Annotated in this window: 22 protein-coding genes; 10 read left to right on the forward strand and 12 right to left on the reverse strand. The window is 35.3% G+C overall.

Going from position 1 to position 25,431, the window contains the following annotated elements; translation table 11 throughout:
- The first annotated feature begins 111 nt into the window (after positions 1-111).
- The 5 genes from DDD_RS02350 to DDD_RS02370 all read left to right on the forward strand — a co-directional run bounded on the left by DDD_RS02350 (position 112) and on the right by DDD_RS02370 (position 7,829).
- On the forward strand, positions 112-711 hold the full coding sequence (locus DDD_RS02350) for a fasciclin domain-containing protein (RefSeq protein ID WP_015361123.1): 600 nt from the start codon (positions 112-114) through the stop codon (positions 709-711).
- Between the two features lie 198 nt (positions 712-909).
- Positions 910-1,809, forward strand: coding sequence for an ABC transporter ATP-binding protein (locus tag DDD_RS02355; protein ID WP_015361124.1), 900 nt, complete (start codon positions 910-912; stop codon positions 1,807-1,809).
- Positions 1,810-1,811: 2 nt separating this feature from the next.
- Positions 1,812-5,498 carry an ABC transporter permease/M1 family aminopeptidase gene (locus DDD_RS02360; RefSeq protein ID WP_015361125.1) on the forward strand — a complete coding sequence of 1,229 codons (3,687 nt, stop codon included), beginning with the start codon at positions 1,812-1,814 and terminating at the stop codon, positions 5,496-5,498.
- A gap of 101 nt (positions 5,499-5,599) precedes the next feature.
- The gene (locus DDD_RS02365) at positions 5,600-7,027 is read left to right on the forward strand and encodes an SDR family oxidoreductase (protein WP_015361126.1); all 1,428 of its coding nucleotides are present in this window, start codon (positions 5,600-5,602) and stop codon (positions 7,025-7,027) included.
- A 142-nt stretch (positions 7,028-7,169) separates the two neighbouring features.
- Positions 7,170-7,829: a chromophore lyase CpcT/CpeT gene (locus DDD_RS02370; protein WP_015361127.1), complete on the forward strand. Its 660-nt coding sequence runs from the start codon at positions 7,170-7,172 to the stop codon at positions 7,827-7,829.
- A 76-nt stretch (positions 7,830-7,905) separates the two neighbouring features.
- Here the strand turns inward: DDD_RS02370 and ctlX are convergent, their stop codons facing one another.
- A complete protein-coding gene (gene ctlX, locus DDD_RS02375; protein ID WP_015361128.1) occupies positions 7,906-8,835 on the reverse strand; it encodes a citrulline utilization hydrolase CtlX in 930 nt (309 codons plus the stop codon).
- Positions 8,836-9,756, reverse strand: a complete 921-nt coding sequence (locus DDD_RS02380) for a dimethylarginine dimethylaminohydrolase family protein (RefSeq protein ID WP_015361129.1) — start codon at positions 9,754-9,756, stop codon at positions 8,836-8,838.
- Between the two features lie 593 nt (positions 9,757-10,349).
- Here DDD_RS02380 and DDD_RS02385 point away from each other — a divergent pair.
- The 5 genes from DDD_RS02385 to DDD_RS02405 are packed head-to-tail and all read left to right on the forward strand — an operon-like array spanning position 10,350 to position 12,674.
- Positions 10,350-10,802, forward strand: coding sequence for a hypothetical protein (locus tag DDD_RS02385; protein WP_015361130.1), 453 nt, complete (start codon positions 10,350-10,352; stop codon positions 10,800-10,802).
- A gap of 18 nt (positions 10,803-10,820) precedes the next feature.
- Positions 10,821-11,267: a hypothetical protein gene (locus tag DDD_RS02390; RefSeq protein ID WP_015361131.1), complete on the forward strand. Its 447-nt coding sequence runs from the start codon at positions 10,821-10,823 to the stop codon at positions 11,265-11,267.
- 18 nt (positions 11,268-11,285) lie between these two features.
- The gene (locus DDD_RS02395) at positions 11,286-11,735 is read left to right on the forward strand and encodes a hypothetical protein (RefSeq protein ID WP_041566862.1); all 450 of its coding nucleotides are present in this window, start codon (positions 11,286-11,288) and stop codon (positions 11,733-11,735) included.
- Positions 11,736-11,753: 18 nt separating this feature from the next.
- Positions 11,754-12,200, forward strand: a complete 447-nt coding sequence (locus DDD_RS02400; RefSeq protein ID WP_015361133.1) for a hypothetical protein — start codon at positions 11,754-11,756, stop codon at positions 12,198-12,200.
- 18 nt (positions 12,201-12,218) lie between these two features.
- Positions 12,219-12,674 (forward strand): hypothetical protein, encoded by a 456-nt coding sequence (locus DDD_RS02405; RefSeq protein WP_015361134.1) that lies wholly within the window; start codon positions 12,219-12,221, stop codon positions 12,672-12,674.
- A 156-nt stretch (positions 12,675-12,830) separates the two neighbouring features.
- Here the strand turns inward: DDD_RS02405 and DDD_RS02410 are convergent, their stop codons facing one another.
- The 10 genes from DDD_RS02410 to ykgO all read right to left on the reverse strand — a co-directional run bounded on the left by DDD_RS02410 (position 12,831) and on the right by ykgO (position 25,430).
- Entirely contained in the window at positions 12,831-14,117 is a 1,287-nt protein-coding gene (locus tag DDD_RS02410) for a citrate synthase (RefSeq protein ID WP_015361135.1), read from the reverse strand.
- A gap of 256 nt (positions 14,118-14,373) precedes the next feature.
- Positions 14,374-19,638, reverse strand: a complete 5,265-nt coding sequence (locus DDD_RS02415) for a reprolysin-like metallopeptidase (protein ID WP_015361137.1) — start codon at positions 19,636-19,638, stop codon at positions 14,374-14,376.
- Positions 19,639-19,839: 201 nt separating this feature from the next.
- On the reverse strand, positions 19,840-21,126 hold the full coding sequence (gene eno, locus DDD_RS02420; protein WP_015361138.1) for a phosphopyruvate hydratase: 1,287 nt from the start codon (positions 21,124-21,126) through the stop codon (positions 19,840-19,842).
- Positions 21,126-22,238 (reverse strand): glutamine-hydrolyzing carbamoyl-phosphate synthase small subunit, encoded by a 1,113-nt coding sequence (gene carA, locus DDD_RS02425; protein ID WP_015361139.1) that lies wholly within the window; start codon positions 22,236-22,238, stop codon positions 21,126-21,128. The genes eno and carA overlap by 1 nt, the downstream gene beginning before the upstream one ends.
- A gap of 84 nt (positions 22,239-22,322) precedes the next feature.
- Positions 22,323-22,796, reverse strand: a complete 474-nt coding sequence (gene rplQ / locus DDD_RS02430) for a 50S ribosomal protein L17 (protein ID WP_041566863.1) — start codon at positions 22,794-22,796, stop codon at positions 22,323-22,325.
- A 30-nt stretch (positions 22,797-22,826) separates the two neighbouring features.
- A complete protein-coding gene (locus tag DDD_RS02435; RefSeq protein WP_015361141.1) occupies positions 22,827-23,819 on the reverse strand; it encodes a DNA-directed RNA polymerase subunit alpha in 993 nt (330 codons plus the stop codon).
- A 23-nt stretch (positions 23,820-23,842) separates the two neighbouring features.
- Positions 23,843-24,448 carry a 30S ribosomal protein S4 gene (gene rpsD, locus DDD_RS02440; RefSeq protein WP_015361142.1) on the reverse strand — a complete coding sequence of 202 codons (606 nt, stop codon included), beginning with the start codon at positions 24,446-24,448 and terminating at the stop codon, positions 23,843-23,845.
- Between the two features lie 89 nt (positions 24,449-24,537).
- Positions 24,538-24,927 (reverse strand): 30S ribosomal protein S11, encoded by a 390-nt coding sequence (rpsK, locus tag DDD_RS02445; RefSeq protein WP_015361143.1) that lies wholly within the window; start codon positions 24,925-24,927, stop codon positions 24,538-24,540.
- 8 nt (positions 24,928-24,935) lie between these two features.
- Positions 24,936-25,310 (reverse strand): 30S ribosomal protein S13, encoded by a 375-nt coding sequence (gene rpsM / locus DDD_RS02450; protein WP_015361144.1) that lies wholly within the window; start codon positions 25,308-25,310, stop codon positions 24,936-24,938.
- 3 nt (positions 25,311-25,313) lie between these two features.
- Entirely contained in the window at positions 25,314-25,430 is a 117-nt protein-coding gene (ykgO, locus tag DDD_RS17480; RefSeq protein ID WP_015361145.1) for a type B 50S ribosomal protein L36, read from the reverse strand.
- Position 25,431: the final 1 nt, after the last annotated feature.

The raw sequence follows: 25,431 nt of genomic DNA on the forward strand, positions 1-25,431 counted from the left end.
AAATTCTTTTAACGTTTTTTTATCACTCGCCTAAAATCCAAATGGAATAACCAAGCGTACAACTTTATGATCGATCAAATAAACGAAAATTAAATTTAAAAAATTAACAAAATGAAACTTACTCAAATTTTTACCGCATTATTATTTTTAGGCTTTACTTCTCTTGCAACTGGTCAATGTCATAGTAAAAAACAAGTCAGCAACAATCATGACAGCCACAACAACCATGTTGTGGTAGTTAACAACTGGTCCTATCATGATAATGGCGACATTATAGACATTGCATTATCAGATAAGAAATTCAGCACACTAGTCGCTGCTGTAAAAGCTGCACAGCTCGTAGAGGTATTAAAAGGCGATGGACCTTTTACAGTTTTTGCTCCTACAAACTCTGCATTCAATAGATTACCTGATGGAACAGTTGATAACCTGTTGCAACCTAAAAACAAAAAGCAATTACAAGCAGTTCTTACCTATCACGTACTTTCAGGAAAAGTTACCGCAAGCGATATCATTGAATCCATAAAAAGAAATGGCGGTGGTTTTATGACCAAAACTGTTCAGGGAGATCCACTTTATGCAAGTTTACAAAACGGGCAAGTGATTCTTCAAGATGCACAAGGTCGTAAAAGTATCATAACCGCAACAGATATTGAAGCAAGTAACGGTGTAGTTCATGTTATCGATACAGTGATTCTACCTAAAAAATAAAACACACCTCATTCATTTAAGAAGTCTCTTTCCGTTTCTTGCGGTTAGAGGCTTTTTTTGTGTTTCGCTTTCGCGAAAGCGAGATCACAAACATCCTTTTTTAAACCTATAATAAGCAACCTATAAATTGATGCTCATAAACTGTAACAACTACGACCTATAAGACACTAACACTTCAAACCGTAAAAATTCAATCACATGATTCTCAGTTTAAAGAATGTTTCCAAGACCTACAGCAATGGTGTTAAAGCACTTGATGATGTAACTATAGATATAAACGCTGGAATGTTCGGCCTTTTAGGACCTAACGGAGCTGGAAAGTCTTCTATGATGCGTACGATAGCTACCCTACAATCTCCTGACTCTGGAAGCATACATTTAGATGGTCTAGACATTTTGAACAATAAAATTGAATTCAGACGTACTTTAGGTTATTTGCCACAAGAATTTGGCGTGTATCCTAAGATGAGTGCGCACGATTTGTTACATTATTTTGCGAGCCTTAAAGGAATTACCAATAAGTCAGAGCGCAATGCTCTCGTAGATAAAGCCCTAGAAGTTACAAACCTAAGCGATGTACGTTATAAAAACGTGGCAGGATATTCTGGCGGTATGAAACAACGTTTTGGAATTGCTCAACTATTATTAAACGATCCTAAGTTGATTATAGTAGATGAACCTACCGCAGGTCTTGACCCAGCAGAGCGTCACAGATTTTTAAACGTATTGAGAGAAATAGGTACCAATCACATAGTTATATTTTCTACACACATCGTAGATGATGTAAAAGAACTTTGTACAGACATGGCGATTCTAAATGGTGGTAAAATACTAGCTCAAGCAACACCTAAACAAATGGTCGCTGCACTCGCTGATAAAATATGGACTACTACTGTGGAAAGAGAAGCTATTGAGCAAATGCAAAACGACTTTAATGTGATTTCTTCTAATTATAATGAAGATAACAAGCTCAATGTGCGTGTTTACGGTGAAGTGTCTCCAGGCGACGCTTTTGTAAAGACAGCTCCATCTTTAGAAGATGTTTACTTTACTACCTTGAGTAATGATAGATTCATCGCCGAAACTGAAATCGCATAATTATGTTCTCAACTATTTATATTCACGAGGTAAAAACCTGGTTTAAGAAACCACTTTTTTACATTTATGCAGGAGTTTTATTTGCGCTTTCTTTGTTACTAAGTGCTACTGCTGTAGGAGTTTTTGATAGCGATAATGTTACCGTTACTAGTGCCATAAAATTAAATGGTGCTGTAGGTATTTATGGACTGTTAGGCCTTTTTGCGGTACTCACATATCTTTTAATTCCATCTATTATAGGAGGAACAATACAGCGTGACTTTAAAAACAACATGCACAATGTCTTGTATTCTTATCCACTGACCAAATGGAATTATTTGCTTGCTAAGTTTAGCGCAGGTTTCACAATGACATTATTAGTTATTATAGCCAGCTTGTTAGGTCTAACGTTAGGTTTTTACCTACCAGGAGCAAATGAAGAGCTCGTAGGTCCTTTTAAAATAATGAATTACTTGCAGCCATTTTTACTTTACATTATTCCTAATGTATTCTTCTATGGGGCGATTGTATTTGCTATTACAGCGTTCTTGCGTAATATCAATATTGGATTCATGTTTGTACTGGTGATGGTCATCCTTCAATTTGCAGCGCAAAGTAGTGTAACTACTATGGACGATCCTTATTGGGTGGAGTTAATGGAGCCTACTGGAGATAGTGCTACTTATGCTCAAATAAAATACTGGACACCAGAGGAGCAAAGTACACAATTGATTCCTATAGAAGGAACTTTGCTATACAATCGTTTGATTTGGTTAGGTATCGCTTTAATAGTGTTTTTTAGCATACTGTTTGCTTTCAATTTTTCTCAAAATCCTTCGAGTATATCACTTGCTAAAAAGAAATCGCAACGTGTTACTAAAAGGAACTTTGGTACAATCACTAAAGTAGTAATGCCTCCAGCAACACAAGATACCTCATTCTTGGGACAATTAAAAACTGCTTGGGTTATTGCAAAATCTGATATCTCCTACATTGTAAAGGGCTGGCCATTTATAATTATAGCAACAGTTGCTTTTGCTTTCTCGCTGCTAACAATGTTGATTACAGGCCAACAATATGGAACTGATATTTTGCCTAAAACTTGGGTAATGTTACAATTTGCTGGAGGAATCTTCAGCACCTTTGCTTATTTACTCATATATCTCTATACAGGATTAATCATGGACCGCGCAAAAGCGGCTCATATTCATCAACTTATAGACGCAACACCTACTAAAAACTGGACGATGCTGCTATCCAAGTTCATCGCAATGATTGTTATGGTGGCTACTTTATTGCTCATTGTGATTTTGAGTGGTATGATTATTCAGGCCTATAATGGTTTCTTTGAGTTTGAATTACCGTTGTACTTATTTGATTTATATGTAATTAATATCTGGGACTTTATTCCATGGATCCTGATGTCCATTTTAATTCATACTCTTATTAAGAATAAATGGTTGGGATTAATCACTTTATTAGTTTTGGCTTTAGGAATACCACCGCTTTTAAATGCTATAGGCGTTGAACAAAGCCAGTTTGTTTTCAATCAAGGAGCTGGATCTCCTAGCCCGAGTGATATGAACGGTTATGGAAGTGGCCTCGCTCGATATTTTACTTATAGATTGTATTGGATTCTTTTAGGAATCGCTTTATTCGCGCTGTCCGTGCTATTTTACCGCCGTGGTATGGGGACAAATATCAGTGAACGTTTCGCTTTCGCGAAAGCGAGATTATCAAAATCATTAGTTTCTATAATGGCAATATCTCTCGTGGGATTCTTTGCAATAGGTGGTTATATATGGAAGGTGAATAACATTGATAACGAGCCTATTTCTGGTAAAGAACAAGAGGAATTACGTGTTAACTATGAGAAAGAATTAAGTAAATATTCCAAAGTACCTCAACCTCGATTAGTTGCTGTGAATACTTTTATGGATATTTTTCCAGATACCAGAGATTTTAAGGCAGGAGCTACTTATACTTTAATTAATCAAACTGAGTTTGCAATTGATACCTTGCATGTAAATTATCCTGACCGTCCTACTGAGATCAATCTTGATCGTGAAACAGATATTGTATATGATCAAGAGGATTATGACTATAGAATGTATGAGTTTAGAAGTCCATTACAACCAGGTGACACCTTAATAATGAAATTTACTACACAAAATGAGCCTAATACGTTCTTTGAGAATAATTCTCCAGTAGTAGATAATGGTACTTTCATAGATAATTTCATTTTTCCATCTATCGGTTATAATGAGCAAGGAGAAATACGTAATACTCAAGTACGATTAAAATACGGCTTACCGCCTAAAGATCGTTTGCCATATCCAGACGCTCCAGGAGCGAGAGATAACAATTATATAGGAGGCAACAGTGACTGGATCGATTTTGAAGCTACCGTGAGTACATCTAGCGATCAAATTGCAATTGCACCAGGTTACCTCATCAAAGAATGGGAAAAAGATGGACGTAAGTATTTCAATTATAAAATGGACTCTAAAATCGTAAATTTCTACGCATTTTTGAGTGGTCGTTATGAAGTGAAACGAGAGGAGCACGAAGGTGTAAAACTTGAAATCTATTACCATCCAGATCATGTCTACAACGTAGACCGTATGATGAATGGCCTTAAAGACGGACTGGATTATTATAATAAAAACTATACTCCTTACCAGCACAGACAGGCGCGTATTATTGAGTTTCCAAGAACTGGTGGAGGATTTGCTCAAGCTTTTCCTAATACCATACCTTTTAGTGAGGCAATAGGTTTCATAGCTGATGTTGATACTGAAAATAATGAAGGAGTTGACTATCCTTTTAGTGTAACCGCACACGAGCTTGCTCACCAGTGGTGGGCGCATCAAGTTATAGGAGCAAATGCAAAAGGAGCTACATTACTTTCTGAAAGTTTATCTGAATACAGTTCTTTGAAGGTTCTTGAAAAAACTAATGGTAAAGAGCAAATGAGACGTTTTCTTAAAGATGCTATGGATGGCTATTTACTCGGTAGAACTGTAGAACAAATCAAAGAAAACCCATTGATGTATAATGAAAACCAACAGTACATTCATTATCAAAAAGGTTCTCTAGTACTTTATGCCATGAGTGATTATCTAGGAGAAAAGAAATTTAATGATGTGGTAAAGCGTTTTGCAGAAAAGTACCAATTTAAAGGTGCGCCTTATCCTGTAGCAACTGAATTTGTAGACGACATAAGAGCGGTAACGCCAGATTCACTTCAGTATTTAGTTAATGATATGTTTGAAACAATAACCTTGTATGACAACAGTGCTAGAAAAGGAACTTATCGAGAATTGCCTAATGGTAAATATCTAGTTACTCTAGACGCTCGAGTCATCAAATATAGATCTGATGAAAAAGGGAAGTCTGTATATAAAAATAGAGCTGGTGACAGCATTTCATTTACTCCTAAGGATAGGAAAAGAGCGCTTCAATCTTTACCATTAGCTGATTATATAGAAGTTGGCGTTTTTGGTGAAGAAAATGAAGAAACTGGAGTGAATAAAGTACTTTATTTAAAGAAACTAAAAGTTACTGACATTCCTAACAGCTTTGACATTGTTGTAGATTCAAAGCCAGTAGAAGCAGGAATAGACCCTTTCAATAAGTTGATTGATAGAAATAGTGATGATAATCGCATTGCTTTGAGTGAAAATACTTCTGCAAATAAAGAAGATTAAATTCTTTTATTTGATATTGAAAACGCCATCCTTTGAGATGGCGTTTTTGTTTTAACAAACTTGTGCATTAAATAGGCTTTTTGCATACTATCTTTAAACCTATGAAAGTATTACTCACAGGAGCAAACGGTTATATTGGAGTTCGATTACTTTACGAACTGCTTAAAGAAGATCACAAGGTCGTTTGTGCGGTGCGCAACGCTGCAAGACTTTCTGTTCCGCAAGAAATTAAAGATCAAGTCGATATTATAGAATTAGACTTTTTGAAGCTTCAACCAGATCAGGAATTGCCCAAAGACATAGATGCTGCTTATTATTTGATTCATTCGATGACGTCAAGTACTGACAATTTTGATCAAATGGAAGCAGATAGCGCTCATAGCTTTGTGGAACTGATCAATAAAACCAACTGTAAACAGGTGATTTATCTCTCTGGGATAGTTAATGAAGATCAATTGAGTAAACATTTGCTTTCGCGAAAGCGAGTAGAAGATATACTTTACACTGGTAATTATAATCTCACCGTTTTACGAGCAGGAATAATCGTAGGTAGCGGAAGTTCTTCTTTTGAAATTGTAAGAGATTTATGTGAAAAACTTCCAGTAATGATCACTCCAAAATGGGTAAATACAAAAACCCATCCTATAGCCATACGTAACGTGATGAGCTTTTTAATAGGTGTTTTAGGGAGAGAAGATTGCTATGACCAAAGTTTTGATATAGGTGGTAAAAGTGTCCTTACTTATAAAGAGATGATGACCGGTTATGCTAAAAACAGAGGTCTAAAACTCTATATTTTTACCGTACCAGTGATGACTCCTAAGCTGAGCAGCTACTGGCTGTATTTTGTAACCAGTACCAGTTATAAACTGGCTCAAAACCTTGTCGATAGTATGGCGATAGAGGTAATTGCTTCAGAAAATGATCTAGCGCAACGACTTGATATCGAGCTCTATGATTACCAGCAAGCACTGGATATGGCGTTTGCAAAAATTGAACAAAATCAAGTGGTGAGCAGCTGGAAAGACTCTATGGTGAGCGGTAGGTTTAGACGCAGCTTAAATAAATATAAAAAAGTTCCTAGTTATGGATGCCTCAAAGACGCACAAAAACTAGAAACAGATGATGCTAATGCTGCTCTGGAACGCATCTGGTCCATAGGCGGTAAAAATGGTTATTACTACGCTACTTTTCTCTGGAAAATACGTGGTGCTTTAGATAAACTATTTGGTGGTGTAGGATTGAGACGTGGTCGTACCAATTCAGATAAGATTTATGCTGGTGATGCACTGGATTTTTGGCGCGTTCTTGTAGCAGACAAAGAAGAAAAGCGATTATTACTCTTTGCCGAAATGCGCGTTCCAGGAGAAGCCTGGTTAGAATTTGAAATAGATGAGAATGACGTCGTGCATCAAACAGCTACTTTTAGACCTCGAGGAATTTGGGGAAGACTTTACTGGTTTTCTATGTTGCCATTTCACTATTTCATTTTTGCTGGAATGTTGAGGCATATTGCGACTGGGAGATGAATAAGAATTTGAACTTGAACTTGAATTTGAACTTGAACTTGAACTTGAATTTAAAAAAATATCATTATCTAACCTCTATGGCTTAATGCAATAAAAAAATGAATACCAAAACACTATAGCATCTTTAATTAAAATATACTTCATGAAACCATTTTACTTTCTTCTCATTTCGTTCTTCATATTAATAGGATGTTCTTCTAGCAAACACAACACAAAAGACAAAGAACTAGACAAGGTTTATAAAATGATGCAGGGCAGCTATGATAGTAGTTTACAAAGCAAAGTTGATTCTAGTTATTATGATATTTCTTTAGAAATGCATCCCGTATGGAAAAATAGTGGTGAACGATGGTTATATGTAGAGCAAGCTCTTACCTCTCAAAAAGACCAACCTTATAGAGTTAGAATGTATCGATTACTGCGTAATGATAACAATGAAATAATAAGCGAGGTCTATACCATTCCTAATGAAAAGCAATACTACGGTAAATTCAAAAAGCCTAAAGCTTTTAAATACTTAACACCTGATTACTTAGAAAAAAGAGAAGGTTGTGAGGTTATTATTCAAAAAGAAGAGAATGGTTCTTATACTGGAAAGACTGGAAAAAGCACTTGTTTAAGCACCATGAGAGGCGCCTCTTATGCAACTAGTATCGTTGTTATTAATGACAACCAAATCATTTCATGGGATCGTGGTTTTGACAAAGATGGAAATCAAGTTTGGGGAGCAGAAAAAGGCGGTTACATTTTTATGAAAGGTTCATTGAGAGATCTAGATTTTGGAGATATCAATTTAGATTAATTTTTACAAAATAGATGAAATAGAAAAAGGAGCTTTGAAGCTCCTTTTTCTATTTGTTCCCTGTATCAAAATCACATCAGTTCTTAGGCAAAAACACCTCAGCCATCATACATCTTACAGAGCCGCCACCTAAGGTTTCTATCGTAGAAATAGATGGATGGATGATCTCGTTGTATTTCTCAAGCTTAGTTATTTGATCTGGATGCAAAGAATTATAGGCTTGGTCACTCATTACTAGTAAACGATCGCCATTTGAATTATGAACTTGCATCATATTTCCAGCAAATGAGTTGACTTGAGCTTCGGTAATAGTAATCACCTCTTTACCATCTTCCTTTAGATGTTTTAGAACGTTTTTACGCTCCTTTTTGTCATCGATACAGTCCAGACAGATTACAGCATAATTCTCGCCTAGAGCCATCATAACGTTTGTATGATAAATAGGTAATCGCTTCTCTTCTACTGTTTGATATGCGGTAAAAATTACTGGTGTAAACTCAAAGTCTTCACAAAACTCGATCATGAGTTCTTCATCTGCGCGTGGTGAAATACTGCAATAAGCCTTTTTGTTCACACGATCAAGAAGTAAACTACCTGTTCCTTCTAAGAAAAAACCTTCATCTTCGGCACTTGTATAATCTACTATATTTTCAATTTTAAAACCTTCTTCTTCGATTCTATTGAGTACTTCTGGTCTTCTTTCTAAACGCCTGTTTTCGGCAAACATTGGATATAATGCCACATCACCATTTTGGTGCGTAGAAATCCAGTTGTTTGGGAAAATAGAATCTGGTGTATCATTTTTATCATCATCAGATATGATAATAACATTGATGCCTTTTTGTTGTAACGCTTTCGCGAAAGCGTCAAACTCATCTTGCGCTTTTTGATTTTGATCTAAGATCTTAACGCCATCGTCTTGATAATAATTATTAACAGCAGTTTGCTCGTTCAAACGGAACTGAGTAGGACGCACCATAAAAACGGTATCGGTAATTTGTTTCATTTAATCTCTAATTAAGGGAAGTGTAGAACATCTAAGAAGGCCTTCTTGCTTAGAAATTTCAGCATAAGGAACTTCTTCTACGGTAATTCCTTGACCACGCAGCCAAGTGTTTAATCTGGTAAAATTCTTTTCTGAAATTACTACATCTGGTGCAATAGAAAAGATGTTAGAATTCATAGCATACATCTCTTCCTGTGTAATCTCAAAACAGTTTTCCTTTCCAAAAAAGTCTACCAAATACTGGTACTCTTCTTCTTGTAAGAAACCATTTTTATGAATAATGCATTTATTCTTTCCTACGGGCTGGAAACAGCAATCCAAGTGTAGCGCATTGTTATAAGGATCTAGGTTGTCTTTTCTCAAATTAAAAGAAACGACTTTTTTATTGGGAAAGGTTTCTTTTAACCAGTCTATGGCTTCTACGTTAGTGCGCGCAATGATATAATCTGCATAATCTTCACCTCTATAAGTTCCTACAAAAATATAGTCGCCATGAAGCATCACATCGCCACCTTCAATATGAACTTCTTCTGGTGGACGAATTACTTGATCAGGATTTATTTGATCAATCACGTATTGAATTGCCTCTATCTCCTCTTCTCTATCTGGAAGGATATTTGCCTTTACAAAAGTATTATCAATTACAAAGCCTATGTCTCTAGCAAAAATCTGGTTGCAATCTTCTATGTGTTTGGGACGATATACTTTTACATTATATTTCTCTAGAACTGCATTTACTGCAGCCATTTCTTCCATCATGTCCTCATTTGTAGGGTATTCTCCTGCCAGGATGTATTTGCGAGATTTTGGATCATAAGCATCTTCTACAGCTGGAACCGGACCATTACTAGCTGCTGTACCTAAAATGACCGCACGTAATCGCGAGGTCTCGTCACTTACGTTAAGATTAAGTCTATTCATATTGCGAATTTAGGAATTAAGACCATCAAATTATACAAAAAAATCAATGGTTTGAGATACAAAATAATATTGTTTTTAATGGCTTTAAGTAATTGTCAGTCTCAGTTAAGAAGTGATAAAATTCTTCTATTGCAGAGAATAACTGCCATTTAAGTTGAATTTGTAAACATTAATACAAATTAAAGTTAGCTACATTGTAAAGTTGTTAAGAGCTATGTGATTTTATAAATGAATTTTATACTCCAGGATCAATTCAAAATAACTTTTAATGACTTGAAACATCAAATATCTTATGAACAATACTCACTTCACGGATAATCTTTTGAAAATAAATAAGATATAAGTAGGAAAATTATGATCCCTAGCAAATTTTAATTAATTTTAAAACAAATAATAACCAACTATGTCTCTCAAACTACAAATTACATTTTCTTTTTTTTCTCTCACTATGTACTAGATATTACTGCAAATGAAATCCAACTAGATATCAGTGCGTATACTAATGGTTTTATACCATTGCCTTAGTTTGCGACGGTGTTATTATAGATGCATCTACCTTATTAAAACAATAAATTAATTAAATCAACACTATTATGAAAAATTGCATCTTTTTACTTAGCTTGTTTCTATTCATATCGTGTAACAATGACGATGATGTTTCAGAACCTGAAATCCAAACTGGGCCTATAAGTTTTGTTGAGATTGGAAGAGGTAAATTGAATGGTTTCGGATCAGAAGGTATTTTAAAATCTAATCTTATAATTGATAATTCAACCGATTGGATAAACCTAATAAATCAAATGGATTCTGATGTTATTATTAGCCGTTTAACAGAAACTAATATCGATTTCAATAATTATACGGTTATCGCAGTGTTTGATGATGTATTTACCGAAGTTTATTTTATTGAAATAACAAGTATGATCGAAAATCAAAATGATATTACAGTAACTACTGTATTAGATGGCGGTGGTTTTACAGCGGTGTCACAACCTTTCCACATCGTTAAAATCCCAAAAACTACCAAGCCTTTTGTGTTTTTGTAATACCTGAAAAACTCGCTTATGAAAAATTACCTCTTTTTACTTAGCTTATTTCTATTCATCTCTTGTAATAATGACGATGATGTTTCAGAGCCTGTAATTCAAACTGGACCTATTGCTTTTACAACTATTTCACAAGAAGTTTTAAGCGGCGACGAAGGAGTTGTCCAATCTAACTTAGTAATTAATAATGCATCTGATTGGATCGCCTTAATGAATCAGATGGATTCCCCAAATATTATAAGTCGATTTACCGAAACTAACATAGATTTTAATAATTATACTGTAGTAGCAATGTTTTTAGATGTAAGAGGTAATGTGTGGAGCATTACTATTACTGATATCATGGAAAATCAAAACGATATAACAGTTTCTTCAGAAGAGTTTGGTGGTTATTTTTTACAAGAATCTCAAGGTTTCCACATCGTGAAAATCCCAAAAACCAACAAACCTTTTGTGTTTTTGTAATAATTGAACATCTTGTTTATGAAAAATTACCTCTTTTTACTTAGCTTGTTTCTATTCATCTCTTGTAACAATGACGATGATGTAAATGAAGAGCCTGCAACTCAAACTGGACCTATTACTTTTACAACTATTTCACAAGAAGTTTTAAGCGGCGACGAAGGAGTTGTCCAATCTAACTTAGTAATTAATAATGCATCTGATTGGATCGCCTTAATGAATCAGATGGATTCCCAAAATATTATAAGTCGATTTACCGAAACTAACATAGATTTTAATAATTATACTGTAGTAGCGATTTTTCTAGACGCAAGACCTTATAGATGGTTTGTAGAAATAACGAGTATAACAGAAAATCTAAATGATATTATTGTTACGTCAGAAGAAAGTGGCGGCAATTTTCCAGCAGTATCTCAAGGTTTCCACATCGTAAAAATCCCAAAAACCACCAACCCTTTTGTGTTTTTGTAATACTTGAAAAACTCGCTTATGAAAAATTACATTTTTATAATTGGTTTATTTCTCATCATCTCTTGCAAGAGTGACGATGATATTTCAGAGCCTGCAATTCAAACTGGACCTATTGCTTTTACAACAATTTCACAAGAAGTTTTAAGCGGCGACGAAGGAGTTGTCCAATCTAACTTAGTAATTAATAATGCATCTGATTGGATCGCCTTAATGAATCAGATGGATTCCCAAAATATTATAAGTCGATTTACCGAAACTAACATAGATTTTAATAATTATACTGTAGTAGCAATGTTTTTAGATGTAAGAGGTAATGTGTGGAGCATTACTATTACTGATATCATGGAAAATCAAAACGATATAACAGTTTCTTCAGAAGAGTTTGGTGGTTATTTTTTACAAGAATCTCAAGGTTTCCATATCGTTAAAATCCCAAAAACTACCAAGCCTTTTGTGTTTTTGTAGTAATTAAACATCTTGCTTATGAAAAATTACCTCTTTTTACTTAGCTTGTTTCTATTCATCTCTTGTAATAATGATGATGATATGAATGAAGAGCCTGCAATTCAAACAGGACCTGTTGCTTTTACAACAATTTCACAAGGACGTTTAAATGGTAACGAAGGAGTTGTTCAATCTAACTTAGTAATAAATAATGCGTCCGATTGGATCGCCTTAATGAATCAAATGGACTCAGGTTTTAATAATTTCACTGGGGATTTTACTCAAACTAATATTGATTTTAATAATTTTACAGTAATTGCGATATTCGAAGATGTCTTACCAGAGTTTTATCTTTTAGAAATAACGAGCATCATAGAAAATCAAAATTATATAGAAGTTACAACTGTTATTGATGGAGGTGGTTTTACCTCATTGTCACAACCTTTCCACATCGTGAAAATCCCAAAAACCGCCAAGCCTTTTGTGTTTTTGTGATACTAACTTATTGTTTGTGAAAAGTTTTTTTAGCCCAATTTAAACATTAACTATTTGAATAAAAGTTAAAGTTCTTATTTAAATACTGTCAATAAAAAAACCTCTTTAAAAGTTATTCTAAAGAGGTTTTTAATATTAAGCAATCTGTAAAAGGTTTTATCTTTCAGACACTTCTTTAAAAGCTCTATGGTTTTCACCAGTGTACACCTGACGTGGTCTACCGATAGGTTCTTTATTCTCACGCATTTCTTTCCATTGTGCGATCCATCCTGGAAGACGTCCTAATGCAAACATTACGGTAAACATTTCAGTAGGAATTCCCATAGCACGGTAAATAATACCAGAATAGAAATCTACGTTAGGATATAGTTTACGATCAACAAAATAAGGATCATTTAAAGCTTCTTGCTCCAGTCCTTTTGCAATATCTAAGATAGGATCTTCAACACCTAAAGCTCCTAGAACATCGTCTGCAGCAACCTTAATGATCTTTGCACGTGGATCAAAGTTTTTGTAAACTCTATGACCGAAGCCCATCAAACGGAAAGGATCTTTCTTATCCTTTGCTTTTGCCATGTATTTTTTAGTATCTCCACCATCTTCTTTGATAGCTTCTAGCATTTCAAGTACTGCCTGATTAGCACCACCATGAAGTGGACCCCAAAGAGCATTAATACCTGCGCTTAAACTTGCAAATAAACCAGCGTGCGAAGATCCTACGATACGCACTGTACTTGTAGAACAGTTTTGCTCATGATCTGCATGAAGGATTAATAATTTATCTAATGCATTTGAAACAACAGGATCAATTTTGTATTCACTATTAGCTTTCTTGAACATCATCTTTAGGATGTTATCCACATAGCCTAAGTTGTCATCTCCATAATCTAGAGGTTGTCCAGTGCGTTTTCTTAATGCCCATGCAACAAGAACTGGGAATTTACCCATGATCTTTACAATAGCATTATACATATCTTCTTCACTATCTACGTTTACAGATGATGGATTAAATGCCATTAAAGCACTAGTCAAGGAAGAAAGAACACCCATAGGATGCGCCGATTTAGGAAAACCATCTAAGATTTTCTTCACGTCTTCATCTACATGAGACTGAGCTTTTATATCATTATGAAATTTTTCTAATTGCGTAGCAGTAGGCAACTCACCAAAAATCAACAAATAGGCAACTTCAAGGAAATCGGCTTTATCAGCTAGTTCCTCAATCGAGTAACCTCTATATCTTAGAATACCTTCTTCACCATTTAAAAACGTTATAGCACTTGTACAGCTACCTGTGTTCTTGTAACCAGGATCAATAGTGGTAAGTCCACCAGTTGCACCTCTCAACGTCTTAATATCTATTGCTTTTTCATTTTCTGAGCCAGTGATCACAGGAAAATCGTATTTCTTGCCATCAAACTCTAGTATCGCCTTGTCTGTCATTGTTAAAATTTGAGTTTTGTGCCTACGAAAATACGTCACAACCTTTGATTTTCACACTATTTGACCATCGAAGTGGGCTACTTTAATAAAAATTTAGTTTTTAATCCATCGATATAGTTGGTCAGCTATTGAAATGATATAAAATTAACAAGATAATGTATAAGATTTCCGCTTTCGCGAAAGCATGATAAAACAGAAACGACGACCAATTAAGGTCGCCGTTCAAGAATTTGTAAGTACCAAAAACTAACAAATATTATCTTACAATAACTTTTACTGTACCACTTTCTTCTGCGGTCTGTACTTTTAAAATATACATTCCAGAGCTTAATTTTAAGGATGGTTTTATGGTAAAGTTATTATTAAACTCAGTCGTTACATCGTAAACTCGTTGCCCGAGCGTATTGAATAGGATCATTGTAACCTCTTTCCCATTTAAATAATCACTACTAAGAACAAATGTATTCTCAGTAACCGGATTAGGGTAAATCGATAAACTATTTGACAAGGAAATCTCGTTTAAATTAAGAGTTACATTACTGTACTCTATATAAAATCTATCGACGTCACTACCAGAAGCGTTTACATTAAAAGATATGCTGTTCATTCCATCTTGTAGAGGCGTACGTTGCCCAGATTCTTGATCTACCAGTGTCGCATTTAAACCTGCTCCTAGTGCTACTTCAATCTCAAAAACATAAGTAGAAGACCTATAATTACGTAAATGTAAATTTGTACGTTCACTCGCAATAGGAAGTTGTTTTCTATTAATACTTAATAAATCTCCATTTACCATTGAAGCAAGGGACTCATCTATATTTGTAAATTTAAAAGCATCTTGTGTAGTTACCGCGTTATCAAAAGTAGGATCAAATTGAAATATAGTTTGATCTAACAAGTTCATACTTGCTGCATCCTTAAGCGTTATACTCAAAAATGAATTTTGATTAAACGAGCTGAACACTTGTGTAAGTGTTTGATTTACTGCCTTATCACTTTCTCTAAATTGTATGCTTGAAGGTCCTGTAGTAGGAACAAAAACGGATTGTCCAGGTTGCAAAAATTTATTTGCAGTACTACTTGCTGGTAATGCCATACCATCACCTACAGTAACGTCTACGGTTACATAGGCTCCTCTAGTATTAATATTAGGATCCCAAACATACATAAATGTAGGGTTTAATCCAGAGGTGCTCGCATCACTAAGTACCTCTTCAAAGTTGACAATTGCTTGATAAGGATTTGCTATCATCGCAAACTCGCCGTTTGCTGTTGTAAAACTTTGTGTAAAATCACCTTGATAAATTGTTCCACTCGATCTTAAGGTAGTATTTGTTGGAGTTGTGTTATTATCAGTCAAATCAACTGTACGATCACCTCTAACAAACATTCTTAAAGGAACTCCTACTTGCAGCGTTTCCATATTTGTGTTAGTAAAGGCCGTCCAAGCAAGGTTATTATTATCAAAAGTAAAAAGCGAATTTGCACCTGAACTATTCACATCAAAACCATTAATCGCTCCACCACCAGTAATGTGTGTACCGAAATTTGGCGCATTAGAACCACCTTCTTGCCAGTTTGCTCTTATAGAACTTGTAGAGTTCACTGAAGAGGCGAGAAATCTATAGGCTCTTTTGGCTGGAATGAATTGTTCCACTTTAGCATTTCCATTAATAGTTGCGTTTTGTGAATTATCTAGCTGTCCCGTGCTCGTGGCGTTACTTTTAAAAGTGACATTATCATTTAAAAATAAAGTAGATGATTGTGGTTTTAACACATCATAAATATTTGTAGCTGTATTGAAAGTAAGCCCAGCACTATTGTTGACCTCTACAACTCCTAATTCCAACGTTCCAGAACCGGATATTGTTTGTGCTGTTGAGTTGTTAATTATAAGACTACCATCTCTTCCGTCTAAAATTCCATCTACTGTTAAAGTTCCATTTACAGTAAAAGATATATCTGTGGCGATATCTAGAACTCCTCCAAAAACAGTCAAGTTATTGATTTGCGAATCTAAACTAATAGGAGCTACACCAGAAAGTACTTCGGCAGTTAAGCTTCCAGTATCTGCGTTAGGTGCAAATGGTTCCCATGATGCACCATTATAGGTAAGTACAGGATCGTTAATGGCTATAGAAAATGTTTGACCTTCTAATAGGGTATTAGAACCACCTAAGACAGTATAATCGAAGGAGTCTGCATTCACAAGCTCTGTAGAATCGTGAACATATTGTATAAGACCATTATTTAAATCACCTTGGGTAAAGGTATCTCCGACGTTCAAGTTCACTCCATTAAGTTGAATCTGACCATAATCAGTATCGTTAGTTACTACGTAGGTTAAATTCGAATTTGTAAATCCTGCTTGTGCAGACCTAAGAAGAGTTTGATCAATGGTGTTAGTCGCATTATAATTAGTAATTAAACCTAGATTTCTATTATTATCAATATCGTTTACGTATTGTAATCTACCACAAACTGTTACAGAGAATTCATTAAATGTTCCTCCATCAGCAGGTATAATATTACCGTTTCGATCTCTATTTCCTCCAACTCTATCTGTGGCTAAAAGAACCCATTCTCCTTGTGCATTTAAACCATTAAATCGTGAAAAGGCCTGACCAGGACGTTGATTACCAGTTAAAGCACCTCTATATGAAGAAGCACAACCGAAGCTTTGCGTTCCTTGATCGCTTACTGTAAGGTTAAAGTTCGCACCATCTGCACAATCTCTATTATATACCTCAGAAAACCTACCGCTAGGAGCACTCAGTTGCATCTTTATATCACCGGTATCACTATGTGTGGCGTTCATATAAAAGCTTAAGTTTGTTATTTGAATATCGTCTGGCACATCAATTATAGCGCTTACGGCATTAACATTTGTTGCGCTCCATTCATTTTGTCTATTTGTAGGCTGCGCAGTATTAATGTAAGTTTCATTGTCATAAACTCTACATACATCTTGTGCGGTTTGAAAAGAGGATATGCTCGCGTTTTGACCAGTAGAACAATCATTAGACGGCGTTACTCTCCAATAGTAAATGGTACTATGAACTAATGATGAAGGTTGATAATTATTTTGAAAAGAAACTGTATCAGATTCTACAATAGAAGAAAAATTACTGTTTTCTGAAATTTCAACCAAATAACTGGATGCACTTTCTAGGTCGATCCATTCTAATAATGGATTTGCTACTTGATTACCTGCGCCATTCATTGGACTGGTTTGCACGACGTCTCCTACACTATTTTCAAAAACTTTAAAACTGAAGTCTTCAGAGATGGTGGCTGAAGTAGATTGCGCTTGAACACTAAAATCATATTCCCCTGCATCCACACTCGATGTACCTAATATAATCACATCTACATTGGAATCACTCGAAGTAGTACTAGGAGAAAAATTTGCTGTTAATCCAGCTGGTAATCCTATGGCACTAAACGTTACTGTCTCATTAAAATCAGGAGCAGCATTATAAGTAAATGAAAATGATCCATTACTAGGTTTACAAGTTGAAAAATCATTTGTAGCTGTAGTTAATTCAAAAGTACTTTCCTTAATTTTAAAGTTACCATTATTCACGTTAAAGAAGTAGTTCCCAACAGCTTCAACCATAATTCTAGCATTGTTAGTTTTTGTTCCAGTAGGAATGGTCACATTTCTTGATCCAGTGTTACTTACCCCACTTGCTAGAGTTACTGGATACGTATAACCTCCATCTAAAGATAACAAGATATTTACTTCAGTAGCAAGTTCAACTCTATTTGTTCCAGCAACATCCCAAGTGACAGATTTTGTCTCACCTTCATGCCAAATTTCAGTCGATAAAGGAGTATTTACTACAAAAGGCCCTACGACAGAACGAGGCATAACAATTACTTCTCCACGATCTGTTTGTCCACCATTAGGATTATTATCTCTTATGGTACACACAAATCTCATATCTCTAGAAACGGAATTAAGTGTCTCCCAAATATCATCTGAACCATTAAGAACCTCTTCAAGGTTTGGGAAATACCTAGTTGGATCTGTACTAGCAAACTTAGATCTAAACATTGGTCCAATAGTGTTAGTACTTAAAGGAGGCTGTGGAGCTCCAGTATTTGCATCTGAACCTGTGTCCCATTGCTCCCAATTGTAAGTGTAAACCTCTCCGCCATCTGGAGCTTGACCTGAGTTTGCAGTGAGTTTAAATGGGGTAGATATAGGTAAAAACTTGGTAGCTAAATTGTTTGAAATAGGAGCTGTAGGATTGCTACTATTTAGATTAAGCTCATCATCACAAACGTCAATGTCAATTGAGTTATGCATTTGTTGAATACTAACTGCGTGAAAATATGCATCAGAATTGTCTTGAACGTTAGGAGCACAAATTCCAGCATAACCCATGATAGTTGAAGCACTTCCAGTCTCAAAAGGTTGAGAGGACGGAAATCCACCAAAACAACCATTATAAAATGTATGGCTAGCACCGTATTGATGACCTATTTCGTGACATACATAATCGATATCGAATGGATCAAATTCTGGAGTAACAATTCCTGTCACACCTTCTGCCTTACCAGATCCACATGGACTGGTACCAGCGATTCCTCCACCACCTGTAGAGAAAACATGACCGATATCAAAATTTCCTGAACCTATGACTGCATTTAAATTATTTCTGTTCTCTGAAAGCATTGCAGATCCTGAATAGTTACTGTATGGATCGGTTTGAGAGTTTGTATAGATAATACTACTATTATTTCCTATCAAAGAAAATCTCATAGACATTTCAAGTTCATAAACCGAATTAACTCTTGTAAGAGTAACAACTATAGCTGCAAGAGCATCTGAAATTGCATTTCCATTTGAGGCATTACCATCATCGTGATATGCAGTATATTCAGCAGTAGCTGCAATAGCGATATCGTAAGTTCTAAAAACTCTATCTCTAAAAGCTTTAGTTGTCAAATTTGCTTCAAGTTCCTCTATCACAAGTGAATCTACCTCGTCTTGTGTATGACACTCAAAATTATCGTCACTAGGTCTATTCAAGTTTTTCCTGTTATAAATCATAATAGATTCTGGAGAAACTTTTGAATAGGGATCCATATAAAGAATCTTTTCTCCTGTGATTAATCCATGAAAACCCTTTGAAGTAATTGTAAAATAAATTTTATTCAATGGGTTCTGTTGACTTTGCCCCACGAAAGAAGTGATTTCTGGATATTGAATTTGTAATTCTGGTGACACCGTTCCTGAACTATAAACACTAAAAGTTTCAAACTGATTGTTTTCTACAGGAAAATCAACATCAATGGCTGCTCCTCCAGAGAATCTATCCACCGCATTATCTAATCTATCAGATAATGCATCTACATTTACTTCAAAAAGATCGTACGTATTTGGTTGAATAGGTTTTAAGTGATCAGCTATTTTATCTAGTTGATGAGTATTTGCTGGTTGCCATATGGATTGAGCAAACGTAAAAAAAGGCAGTAGCACCCAGAAGGTGACAAGTAATAATTTTTTCATTTGTAATTAGTTTTTGGAATCACAAATAAACAACACGTCGGCGAATAAAAAGCACCTTTCGACGTTAAAAACATAATTTTAACTAATTTATACGCTTTTAATCGATGTTTCTATCGCTTCAGGCTATGTAATAAAAAAAGCCATCGTTAATAGATGGCTTTTTATCTCGCTTTCGCGAAAGCGTAATATTATAAAATCATTTTATAATTGAAATGCGTCTCGTCCAGGATAGTATGCAGAATCACTTAGTTCTTCTTCAATACGAAGTAGTTGGTTATATTTTGCCATACGATCAGATCGAGAGGCAGATCCTGTTTTAATTTGTCCAGTGGAAAGTGCTACCGCTAAGTCTGCAATCGTGTGATCTTCTGTCTCACCACTTCTATGTGACATCACTGAAGTGTAACCAGCTTTATGAGCCATAGTAACTGCCGCAATAGTCTCACTTAGAGTACCTATTTGATTAACTTTAATAAGAATAGAGTTTGCAATTCCATTTTTGATTCCTTTTTCTAAACGCTCAACATTAGTCACGAAAAGGTCATCTCCTACCAGTTGTACTTTATCTCCAGCAAGATCTGTTAAGATTTTCCAGCCTTCCCAGTCGTTCTCATCCATTCCATCTTCAATAGATATAATTGGGTATTTGTTTGCTAATGAGGCTAAATATTCTGCCTGCTCCTTGCTAGAACGAATGACACCATTATCACCTTCAAATTTTTTGTAATCGTATTTTCCGTCCACGAAGAATTCGGCCGCAGCACAATCTAACGCAATCATTACATCTTTACCAGGAGTATAACCTGCATTTTTAATTGCTTTTAAAATCGTATCGAGAGCGTCTTCAGTGCCATCCAATGTAGGCGCAAATCCACCTTCATCTCCTACAGCTGTGCTTAAACCTCGATCATGCAGCACCTTTTTTAGGTGATGGAAAATCTCAGTACCCATTTGTAATGCATGAGAAAAACTCTCAGCTTCTACAGGCATCACCATAAACTCTTGAAAGGCTATAGGAGCATCACTATGAGAACCTCCATTAATGATATTCATCATAGGTACTGGTAATTTACATGCACTAATACCACCTATGTATTTATACAATGGCTGGTTCAATTCATTTGCTGCAGCCTTTGCACAAGCAAGGGAAACACCTAAAATTGCATTAGCACCTAATTTTGCTTTATTTGGTGTTCCGTCAAGATCTATCATCAACTGATCAATGTAAGCCTGCTCAAACACCGAGGTCCCTAACAATTCCTCTGCAATTATGGTATTTACATTGTTAACTGCATTACCTACTCCTTTTCCCATAAAGGATTTTCCTCCATCACGTAACTCAACAGCCTCGTGTTCACCAGTAGAAGCTCCAGATGGAACTGCAGCTCTTCCCATTACACCGTTAGAAGTAAATACATCTACTTCTACTGTTGGATTCCCTCGTGAATCAAATATTTGTCTTGCGTGTACTTCTATAATTGTGCTCATTATATCTCTTTATTTTTGTTGATTAAATCTATAAATTGGTCAAATAAATAAGTCGCGTCATTAGGTCCAGGTCCAGCTTCAGGATGATATTGTACCGAAAAACAAGGTTTTGAAACATGTTTAATACCAGCGACTGTGTTATCGTTAAGGTGATAATGTGTAATAGTTATATCTTTATTTTTCTCAGTCTCTTCTCTATTAATTGCGAAACCATGATTTTGTGAAGTGATTTCCCCTTTGCCGGTTTCCATATTTTTAATAGGATGATTGATACCTCTATGACCGTTATGCATCTTAAAAGTAGATATACCATTTGCAAGAGCTATAACTTGATGGCCAAGGCAAATACCGAATAGTGGCTTATTTGCTTCTAATATATCCTTAGTTGTTTTAATGGCCGATTTTAGTGGCTCTGGATCTCCTGGACCGTTTGATAAGAAATATCCATCTGGCTCAAAAGATTTCATATCCTCAAAAGATGCATCATATGGAAACACTTTGATATAAACACCTCTACTTGCTAAGTTTCGTAATATATTCCTCTTCACCCCTAAATCTAGTGCAGAAACTTTAATTGGTGCATTTTCATCACCAAAATAATACGGCTCCTTACATGATACCTTTGAGGCTAATTCTAAGCCTTTCATTGAAGGAACCTGAGACAAATCTGCTTTCAACATTTTAGGATCTACAACATCAGAAGAAATAATTGCATTTTGCGACCCATTGTCTCTAATGTACGAAACCAAAGCACGAGTATCAACGTCAGAAATAATAACAAGGTTTTGCTTTTTCAAGAACGTATGCAAATCAGAATCGGCATTTTCTCTTGAGTACACCTCTGAAAAGTTTTTACAAACAAGGCCCGCAATTTTAACAGAATTGGACTCATCATCATTTACTGACACTCCATAATTACCTATGTGTGCATTTGTAGTCACCATGATTTGTCCAAAATAACTTGGATCAGTAAAAATCTCTTGATAACCTGTTGTTCCTGTATTAAAGCAAATCTCACCTGTCGCAGTTCCGCCAGCTCCAACAGCTTTACCATGAAAAACCGTTCCATCTTCTAATAAGATGATTGCATCCTTTTTTTCTAAGTATCCCATAATTAATTAAAAATCAAAAATAATTTAAAAAAAAAGGATCAATGAATAATTCATTGATCCTTTTTTTACAAGTTATAAAGAATTTTATTCTTCTTCATTTGTATTGTTTTCAACAACAGGTGCAGATTTTGAAGAAGACTTACTTCTTCTACTACGACGTGTTGTAGATTTCTTACTGCTTGCGTCAAGTTTATAAACTTCATTGTAGTCTACAAGTTCTATCATAGCCATATCAGCATTATCACCTAATCTATTACCTAGTTTGATAATTCTTGTGTAACCTCCTGGTCTGTCAGCAACTTTTGAAGCTACATCTCTGAATAATTCGGTAACCGCTTCCTTGCTTCTAAGCTTCGAAAAAACTAAACGACGATTGTGAGTAGTATCTTCCTTTGACTTAGTGATTAATGGTTCCACGAATTGCTTTAGCGCTTTAGCCTTTGCAACCGTAGTATTTATACGTTTATGTTCAATTAGAGAACAACTCATGTTTGACAACATTGCCTTACGGTGAGCTGTTTTTCTACTTAAATGATTTACTTTTTTTCCGTGTTTCATGTTATATATATTCTTTAACTAGCTTTAAGACTAGTCACGGTCTAATTTATATTTTGCTAAATCCATACCAAAGTTCAACCCTTTGACATTTACTAACTCTTCTAACTCAGTTAAAGATTTCTTTCCGAAATTTCTAAATTTCATTAAGTCATTCTTATTGTAAGAAACTAAGTCCCCTAAAGTTTCAACCTCTGCAGCTTTTAAACAATTTAAAGCTCTTACTGATAATTCCATATCAACAAGCTTTGTTTTCAATAACTGTCTCATGTGAAGACTTTCTTCATCATAAGTTTCAGTTTGAGCTATCTCATCAGCCTCTAAAGTAATGCGCTCGTCAGAAAACAACATGAAGTGGTGGATGAGTGTTTTAGCAGCTTCTGTTAATGCATGTTTAGGATGAATACTACCATCAGTAATAATTTCAAAAACCAATTTTTCAAAATCTGTTTTTTGTTCTACACGATAGTTTTCAATACTATACTTAACATTTTTAATAGGAGTAAAGATAGAGTCTACTGCTATAGTACCTATAGCGGCATTACTGTTTTTGTTTTCCTCTGCAGGAACATAACCACGACCTTTTTCAATAGTAAGCTCTAAATTAAAACTAACATTGCTTTCGGTATTACAGATAACCATTTCAGGGTTTAGAACCTGAAAACCTGAAATATGCTTTTGCATGTCTCCAGCAGTAAACTGGTCTTTTCCTGAGAATGAAACATTAACTACTTCACTATCAACCTCGTCTATTTGTCTTCTAAAACGAACTTGTTTAAAATTTAAGATAATTTCAGTAACATCTTCCACAACACCTTCAATAGTAGAAAATTCGTGATCCACTCCTTCAATGCGGATTGATGTGATTGCAAAGCCTTCTAACGAAGATAATAATACCCTTCTAAGTGCATTACCAACTGTAAGTCCATAACCTGGTTCTAATGGTCTGAATTCGAATTTACCTTCAAAATCAGTAGAATCAATCATGATTACTTTATCCGGCTTTTGGAAATTTAATATTGCCATAAGATTATTAAATGAGTTGGTTATTATTTAGAGTATAATTCAACGATTAATTGCTCTTTTATATTTTCAGGTATTTGTAAACGTTCTGGAACAGTTACAAAAGTACCTTTCATTGATGCTTTATTGAATGTTATAAAGTCATAAACTTTATCACTACTAGATAACGCGTCATCTATTGCAGTTAGGGATTTAGATTTTTCACGTACAGCTACTTCATCACCAGGTTGTAATTGGTATGATGGGATGTTTACCAATTGGCCATTAACAGTGATATGTCTGTGTGAAACTAATTGCCTAGCGCCACGTCTAGAACGTGAAAGACCCATACGGTACACTACGTTATCCAAACGAGATTCACATAACTGAAGTAACACCTCACCAGTAATTCCTGTACTACGAACAGCCTTTTCAAACATCAGTCTGAATTGCTTTTCTAATACACCATACGTGTACTTAGCTTTTTGCTTTTCCTTTAACTGAACTGCATATTCAGATTCTTTACCACGACGTCTTGCGTTACCGTGCATACCTGGAGGATAATTTTTCTTCTCCAAAGCTTTACTAGGGCCAAAAATTGGTTCTCTAAATCTACGAGCAATTTTTGCCTTAGGACCTCTATATCTTGCCATTTGTTTTAAAATTTAAGTAAGTGATGTACTATGAATTCAGGTCTATATCCTTCAGTAGCCGAATAATCACTAGATATTATTATTAATTATTAAACTCTTCTTCTTTTCGGTGGACGACAACCATTGTGTGGTAATGGAGTCACATCAACGATTTCAGTAACCTCAATACCAGAATTATGTATAGATCGAATCGCACTTTCACGACCATTACCAGGACCTTTTACGTAAGCTTTCACTTTACGTAAGCCAGCTTCATGAGCAACTTTAGAACAATCTTCTGCTGCAAGTTGAGCAGCATAAGGTGTATTCTTCTTTGACCCACGGAAACCCATTTTCCCAGCTGAGGACCAAGAAATAACTTCACCCTTCTTGTTTGTTAATGAAATCAAAATATTGTTGAAAGATGAAGATATATGTGCTTCTCCTACACTATCAACAATAACTTTGCGCTTTTTAGCTACAGTTTTAGACTTTGCCATATTAATTGTTATTTAGTTGCTTTCTTTTTGTTAGCAACAGTCTTACGCTTTCCTTTACGAGTTCTAGAGTTATTCTTAGTACGTTGTCCTCTCAACGGAAGACCAGACCTATGACGAATACCTCTATAACACCCAATATCCATTAAGCGTTTAATGTTTAATTGAGTCTCAGATCTAAGCTCACCTTCAATAGTAAACTCTCCGATAGCAGCACGAATTTTACCGATTTCATCATCATCCCATTCGTTAACCTTCTTATCAACACTTACATCGCAAGAAATCAAAACATCTTTAGCACGATTCCTACCGATACCATAAATGTACGTTAATGCTATCTCTCCTCTTTTATTTTTTGGGATATCTACCCCTGCAATTCTAGCCATAGCTTAACCTTGTCTTTGTTTAAATTTAGGATTCTTTTTGTTGATTACATACAAACGTCCTTTACGACGTACTATTTTGCAATCAGCACTTCTCTTTTTAATTGATGCTCTTACTTTCATA

This window comes from Nonlabens dokdonensis DSW-6 (assembly GCF_000332115.1).
GTDB classification, from domain to species: Bacteria; Bacteroidota; Bacteroidia; order Flavobacteriales; family Flavobacteriaceae; genus Nonlabens; species Nonlabens dokdonensis.

Coding starts and splice junctions, on each gene's coding strand:
- ctlX (WP_015361128.1), bottom strand. CDS start 8,835: ATGAAACAAATTACCGATACCGTTTTTATGGTGCGTCCTACTCAGTTC.
- carA (WP_015361139.1), bottom strand. CDS start 22,238: ATGGGATACTTAGAAAAAAAGGATGCAATCATCTTATTAGAAGATGGA.
- DDD_RS02360 (WP_015361125.1), top strand. CDS start 1,812: ATGTTCTCAACTATTTATATTCACGAGGTAAAAACCTGGTTTAAGAAA.
- rplQ (WP_041566863.1), bottom strand. CDS start 22,796: ATGAAACACGGAAAAAAAGTAAATCATTTAAGTAGAAAAACAGCTCAC.
- DDD_RS02405 (WP_015361134.1), top strand. CDS start 12,219: ATGAAAAATTACCTCTTTTTACTTAGCTTGTTTCTATTCATCTCTTGT.
- DDD_RS02350 (WP_015361123.1), top strand. CDS start 112: ATGAAACTTACTCAAATTTTTACCGCATTATTATTTTTAGGCTTTACT.
- DDD_RS02410 (WP_015361135.1), bottom strand. CDS start 14,117: ATGACAGACAAGGCGATACTAGAGTTTGATGGCAAGAAATACGATTTT.
- rpsK (WP_015361143.1), bottom strand. CDS start 24,927: ATGGCAAAGTCTAAAACTGTAGCTAAAAAGCGCAAAGTTATTGTTGAT.
- DDD_RS02385 (WP_015361130.1), top strand. CDS start 10,350: ATGAAAAATTGCATCTTTTTACTTAGCTTGTTTCTATTCATATCGTGT.
- DDD_RS02400 (WP_015361133.1), top strand. CDS start 11,754: ATGAAAAATTACATTTTTATAATTGGTTTATTTCTCATCATCTCTTGC.
- DDD_RS02390 (WP_015361131.1), top strand. CDS start 10,821: ATGAAAAATTACCTCTTTTTACTTAGCTTATTTCTATTCATCTCTTGT.
- DDD_RS02355 (WP_015361124.1), top strand. CDS start 910: ATGATTCTCAGTTTAAAGAATGTTTCCAAGACCTACAGCAATGGTGTT.
- DDD_RS02415 (WP_015361137.1), bottom strand. CDS start 19,638: ATGAAAAAATTATTACTTGTCACCTTCTGGGTGCTACTGCCTTTTTTT.
- DDD_RS02395 (WP_041566862.1), top strand. CDS start 11,286: ATGAAAAATTACCTCTTTTTACTTAGCTTGTTTCTATTCATCTCTTGT.
- DDD_RS02380 (WP_015361129.1), bottom strand. CDS start 9,756: ATGAATAGACTTAATCTTAACGTAAGTGACGAGACCTCGCGATTACGT.
- ykgO (WP_015361145.1), bottom strand. CDS start 25,430: ATGAAAGTAAGAGCATCAATTAAAAAGAGAAGTGCTGATTGCAAAATA.
- rpsM (WP_015361144.1), bottom strand. CDS start 25,310: ATGGCTAGAATTGCAGGGGTAGATATCCCAAAAAATAAAAGAGGAGAG.
- eno (WP_015361138.1), bottom strand. CDS start 21,126: ATGAGCACAATTATAGAAGTACACGCAAGACAAATATTTGATTCACGA.
- DDD_RS02370 (WP_015361127.1), top strand. CDS start 7,170: ATGAAACCATTTTACTTTCTTCTCATTTCGTTCTTCATATTAATAGGA.
- DDD_RS02435 (WP_015361141.1), bottom strand. CDS start 23,819: ATGGCAATATTAAATTTCCAAAAGCCGGATAAAGTAATCATGATTGAT.
- rpsD (WP_015361142.1), bottom strand. CDS start 24,448: ATGGCAAGATATAGAGGTCCTAAGGCAAAAATTGCTCGTAGATTTAGA.
- DDD_RS02365 (WP_015361126.1), top strand. CDS start 5,600: ATGAAAGTATTACTCACAGGAGCAAACGGTTATATTGGAGTTCGATTA.